Origin of the sequence: Hydrogenophaga sp. (assembly GCF_041633695.1) — a bacterium.
Classification (GTDB): domain Bacteria; phylum Pseudomonadota; class Gammaproteobacteria; order Burkholderiales; family Burkholderiaceae_C; genus Hydrogenophaga.
In genome coordinates, this window is record NZ_JBFJMY010000298.1 from 1 (window position 1) to 5,289 (window position 5,289).

Annotated in this window: 7 protein-coding genes; 1 reads left to right on the forward strand and 6 read right to left on the reverse strand. The window is 62.9% G+C overall.

What is annotated here, in order from left to right; genetic code table 11:
• From ABYB95_RS16385 to rpmH, 6 genes are all read right to left on the reverse strand, one after another.
• A partial coding sequence (locus ABYB95_RS16385; RefSeq protein WP_372659624.1) for a Crp/Fnr family transcriptional regulator occupies positions 1-398 on the reverse strand: 398 nt, incomplete at its 3' end.
• Between the two features lie 181 nt (positions 399-579).
• Positions 580-1,980 carry a tRNA uridine-5-carboxymethylaminomethyl(34) synthesis GTPase MnmE gene (mnmE, locus tag ABYB95_RS16390; protein ID WP_372659625.1) on the reverse strand — a complete coding sequence of 467 codons (1,401 nt, stop codon included), beginning with the start codon at positions 1,978-1,980 and terminating at the stop codon, positions 580-582.
• Positions 1,981-2,093: 113 nt separating this feature from the next.
• The gene (gene yidC, locus ABYB95_RS16395; RefSeq protein WP_372659626.1) at positions 2,094-3,806 is read right to left on the reverse strand and encodes a membrane protein insertase YidC; all 1,713 of its coding nucleotides are present in this window, start codon (positions 3,804-3,806) and stop codon (positions 2,094-2,096) included.
• A complete protein-coding gene (gene yidD, locus ABYB95_RS16400; RefSeq protein ID WP_372659627.1) occupies positions 3,803-4,093 on the reverse strand; it encodes a membrane protein insertion efficiency factor YidD in 291 nt (96 codons plus the stop codon). Before yidD ends, yidC begins: the two co-directional genes overlap by 4 nt.
• Positions 4,083-4,544: a ribonuclease P protein component gene (locus ABYB95_RS16405; protein WP_372659628.1), complete on the reverse strand. Its 462-nt coding sequence runs from the start codon at positions 4,542-4,544 to the stop codon at positions 4,083-4,085. The genes yidD and ABYB95_RS16405 overlap by 11 nt, the downstream gene beginning before the upstream one ends.
• A gap of 19 nt (positions 4,545-4,563) precedes the next feature.
• Positions 4,564-4,698 (reverse strand): 50S ribosomal protein L34, encoded by a 135-nt coding sequence (gene rpmH / locus ABYB95_RS16410; RefSeq protein ID WP_372659629.1) that lies wholly within the window; start codon positions 4,696-4,698, stop codon positions 4,564-4,566.
• A gap of 222 nt (positions 4,699-4,920) precedes the next feature.
• On the opposite strand from rpmH, the gene ABYB95_RS16415 reads away from it, so the two are divergent.
• Positions 4,921-5,289: DnaA N-terminal domain-containing protein (locus ABYB95_RS16415; protein ID WP_372659630.1), on the forward strand; the 369-nt coding region annotated here is incomplete at its 3' end.

Genomic DNA, 5,289 nt, shown 5'->3' on the forward strand with positions numbered 1-5,289 from the left:
ATGACCGGGTGGCGCACCGACAGCTCGCGAAAGCGCAACGGCGTCAGACACCAGAGTTTGCTGGCGCTGCCCGCGTGCACGGTGGCACTGCGCGGCAACTGGCTGAAAAAGGAACCTTCACCCAGCAAGGAACCCGGTCCCACCACGGCGATGCGGATGCGCTCGCGGCTGTCTTCGTAGTGCACCGTGAGGCTGCCGCTTTCAATGAAATAGACGGTGCGGTCTTTGACACCCTGCTCGATCAGCACCTGCCCCATCTGCAAAGCCATGGGCTGCAAATAGTCCGCCAAGGCCTGCCACTGAGCTTCGTTCAAGTTCAGCGGAACGGCATCGAACGCACTGCTGTGCGCCATGGCTTGGGCCAACGACTGGATGTCCATTTGGAGTGGATGGGGCAAAACCGCATTCATGGTGCAAGATAACCGCCAGCATAGAGCGCCTATCCATGTTTTACCGCCGCTTACAGATGGACGGTGGCAGATGTCGAACGAACGCAACGCCCGGCTGCGCTCTCCCCCAAGGGGGATAGGCTCCGGCGGCCATAGGCCCCGGGTCAGAGGCCGGGCACTGGGCTGGTACTTATTTCCCGATGCAAAAGCGGGAAAAAATCTCGCCCAGCAGATCGTCGGCCGAGAACTCTCCGGTGATCTCGCCCAAGGCCTGCTGCGCTTGCCGCAACTCTTCGGCCAGCAGGTCCAGGTGCTCGGCCTGGGCCATCAGCCAGGCTTGCGCCTCGACCAAATGGACTTGCACCTGCCGCAAAGCCTGCAAATGGCGCTCCCGGGCCATGAACAAACCCTCGCTTTGGTGCTCCCAGCCGGCCACGGCAAGCAAGCGCTGGCGCAACGGCTCCAAACCGTCGCCACGCTTGGCGGATATGGCCAAGGCGCCATCCGGCAGCGTCAACTCACCGCACTGATCGAGCTTGTTCCACACATGGACCACGCTCACGCCCGCCGGTAACGCAGCCTCGATCGCCTGGTCGGCCAACTGGTAGTCCGCTTGCGCGGCTCGACCGAGATCGTGCAGAAACAGCACCGCATCGGCCTGACCGATCTGGCTCCAGGCGCGCTCGATGCCGATTTTTTCCACCTCGCCCACGTCGGGGCTGTCGCGCAAACCCGCCGTGTCCATGACATGCAGCGGCACGCCTTCGATCTGAATGGTTTGCTGCACCACGTCGCGCGTGGTGCCCGCCACCGGGGTGACGATGGCCAGTTCCGCGCCGGCCAGGGCATTGAGCAGCGAGCTTTTGCCGGCATTGGGCTGCCCCGCGATCACCACCTTGAGCCCGTCGCGCAGCAGAGCGCCTTGCTGCGCCTGCGCCTGCACGGCCGCCACCGCTTCGCACAAGCGCTGCAACTGCCCGCTGGCATCGGCCTTCTGCAAAAAATCGATTTCTTCTTCCGGGAAATCCAGCGTTGCTTCGACCAGCATACGCAAGCGGATCAACGCGTCGCGCAGCACATGGATGCGCTCGGAGAACGCGCCCGCCAAAGAACGCGACGCGCTGCGTGCCGCCGCTTCGGTGCTGGCGTCGATCAGGTCGGCCACGGCCTCGGCCTGGGCGAGATCGAGCTTGTCGTTGTGAAAAGCGCGCTCGGTGAATTCACCGGGCCGAGCGGTGCGCAGGCCTGGCAGGCAGGCCTGACCATCGGCGTTCGGCGCCTGCGCCACCGCCAGACAGCGCGCCAACAAAAGTTGCAGCACCACCGGGCCACCATGGCCTTGCAGTTCCAGCACGTCTTCACCGGTGTACGAATGGGGTGCCGGAAAGTACAGGGCCAGGCCGTGGTCAATGGGCTGGCCGTCGGCCGCCGCAAAGGGCAAGTAGGTGGCCTCGCGCGGTTGGAGCGCGCGCCCCAGCAAGGCTTGTATCAAGGGCCCCAGCGCGCGCCCTGAAAGGCGAACAATCCCGACCGCTCCCCGGCCGGGCGCGGTGGTGATGGCAACGATGGGATCCAGGTGCTGGGACAACATGAAAGAACGCCCCTACAACGCAGTGCGCGAAAGTATGTCGACCCGGGGACGCTGCGGAACCGGCTGGGCCGGACCGCAGGTATCAGCCCCCTGCTGGGCATGCCGCACAGCGCTTATTTGGCTTTCTTGAACAGCTCAAACGGCAGGGTGACTTTCAAAGGCACGCCCATGCGGTGGTTGATGTGCGCTTGCTGAGCGATGGTGAGCACGTTGTTCGTGATCCAGTACAGCACCAGGCCGGACGGGAAGAAGAAGAACATGACCGAGAACATCAGCGGCATCATCCACATCAGTTTGGCCTGCATCGGGTCTGGCGGCAGCGGGTTGAGCGCGGTCTGGATCATGGTGGTGACGGCCATCACCAGGGGCAGGATGAAGTAAGGATCGGGCGAAGACAGATCGATGATCCACGCCGCCCAGGGGGCGTTGCGCATCTCCACGCTGGACGACAACACCCAGTACAAGGCGATGAACACCGGCATCTGGATCACGATGGGCAGGCAGCCGCCCAGCGGGTTGACCTTTTCCTCGCGGTACATGCGCATCATTTCCTGCTGCATCTGCTGCGGGTTGCTCTTGAGGCGCTCGCGCATCTCGGTGATGCGTGGATTGATCGCTTTCATCTTGGCCATGCTGCGGTACGCGCTGGCATTGAGCCAGTAGAACGCCGCCTTGAGCAGCACCACCAGGGCCACGATGGACCAGCCCCAGTTGGCCACAAAGCCGTGGATTTTTTCCAGCAACCAATACAGCGGTTTGGCCAGAATGGTGAGCCATCCGTAATCTTTCACCAGCTCAAGACCGGGCGCGATTTTTTCCAACACCTTTTCTTCTTGCGGACCCAGGAACAGCCGGGCTTTCACGCTCTGGCTTTGGCCGGGCTCGAGTGCCGGCACCGCCGTGATGGCGCCGATGGCAAACAGGTTGTTGTCGATCTTGCGGGCGAAGTTCTCGCGCGTGACGCCATCGCCCAGCAGCCAGGCGGCGGCGAAATAGTGCTGCACCATGGCCACGTAGCCGTTGCTCGCGGTTTTGTCGAAGCTGGCTTTGTTCTTTTCGATGTCGGAGAACGCAACCTTCGTGAACTTGCTCGCTTCGGTGTAGACCGCAGGGCCGGTGAAGGTGGAATAAAAAGGCGTGCCGCTGTCGGTTTCGTTGCCGTCGCGCACCAGCTGCAGATACAGCTGCGCGTTCAACGCTTGGCCGCTGTTGTTCACCACCTCGTGCTGCACGTCGATGGCGTAGCTGCCCCGGGTCAGGGTATAGGTCTTGACCAGCCTCACGCCGCCCACCTCGTCCGACTCAAAGCGCACCTGCAATTCGTTCTGCCCGTCGCTCAAGGTACCGGGATCGCCGACCAGGGTCATGGGCGTCTTGTGCGTGGGGAAGCTGCCGCCAATCAGGCCGCTCTGGGCCACATAGACACGGCCCTGGTCCTGCATCAGCAGGGTGAAAGGCTGGTTGTCCTTGGCCTTCTTGGCTTCGGTCGCCTGCGCGTGCTTAAGCAACTGCGCCCCCACGATCGAGCCGCCTTCGCTGTTGAACACCAGTTTGAGCACGTCGGTGCTCACCTCGTGGCGCATTTGCACCGCCCTAGGCGCGTCGGCCGGTGCGGCCATGCCCTGGGCACCCGCAACAGTCGACTGGGCTGCAGGCACCGAGGCGTCTTTGGTCGTCGAGCCAGTGGCACCCGCCGCCGGCTTGGACACCGCAGAAGAGGGAAAGAAAGTCGGCGCCTGGCCGTTGTGGATCTGCCATTTGTCCCAGATCAGGACCATGGAAAGACCAAAAACCACCCACAGGATGGACCGACGGATGTCATTCATGACGGTTTCTTCTTTTCTTCTGAGGAAAGGGGAATCAGACCTGTGAACAGGCGAGGAGGCGATTCGGGCACCGGGTCGTGACCGCCTGCGCACCAGGGATTGCAACGCCCCAGGCGCTTGAGCGTGAGGTAGCTGCCAGCCCATGCGCCGTGGCGCTCCAGCGCGCCAATGGCATACAAGGAGCACGACGGTTCAAAACGGCAACTGCTGCCCAGCCAGGGACTGAGCAGCAAGCGGTAGGCTTTCACCAGACCCACCAACACCTTGCGCGGCCATTCAGCCCACATGGTTCGGCTCCGGTGCAACGGTCAGAGGCGTCAATGGCCGGGCTACCCGGCCAAACAACTGCTCCAGCTCGGCGCGCACCGCGCGCTTGAGCGCATCCGATGTGGCGCTGACGAACTGTTCGCGGCTGAAGCCGCTGCGCAGACGCACCACCAATGCGGCGGCGGGCAGTGCCCCCGCCATGCCCCGGGCGATCTCGTAGATCTGGCGTCGGATGGTGTTGCGGGTCACCGCACGGCGTGCCCAGCGTTTGGGCAGCAGCACACCCAGCCAGGCGTCGGCCACAGGAAACAAGTCCCGCCCTTCTTGCGCACCCACCAACGAGGCGCTGTGCAATGCAAAGTGGGGGGTTTTGGCCACAGGAGGTCCCGCCATGACGGCCTGGAACTGTTGCCGGGTCTTGATGCGCTGAACCACCGGACCGGTCAGATGGCCACCAGGCCAGGCCGACAACCGCTGCTCATGCGCGGCCTTAGACGGCCAGGCGCTTGCGGCCCTTGGCGCGGCGGGCGTTGATCACCGCACGGCCACCACGGGTTTTCATGCGAACGAGAAAGCCGTGGGTGCGGGCGCGTTTGATTTTGGAAGGTTGGAAAGTGCGTTTCATGGTGCTCTGTATATATCGGGGAAACCCGCAATTATCGCAAAGAATCCCCAAGCCCGGCAAGCCATTTGGCATAACAGCATGCTCCGGCACTGCTATGGGTCGGGTGTCCATACCCAAAAACCCGGGCTTTGGCGCCTTGTGGATAAGTCGCCCCGGGCACTACAATGGTCCCTTCGCCCAAAGCCAATTGTCCACAATACCAACAGCAGTACCGTTCCCAGCATGACCGAGGGCATCTCCCCACAAAATTCCGGCGCCGGCTCCCAAGCGCTCTGGTCCGCCTGCCTGGATCGGCTGGCCCGGGAAATCCCCGAACAACAGTTCAATACCTGGATCCGGCCCCTGTCGGCCACAGTGTCCGACGACGCCTCCAAGGTGGTGGTGGCGGTGGCCAACCGCTTCAAGATGGACTGGATTCGGGCCCAATATTCCACCCGCATCTCGGCCTTGTTGCAAGACATCCAGGGCAGCGGCGTATTGCTAGAGTTAGCGCTCACCCCTCGTGAAGGCCCCAGCCGCACGTCGCCTGCATCCAGAAGTGTGCAAGACCAGGTGTTGGCCGAACTGCCCGACATCGCACCAGTGGAAGTG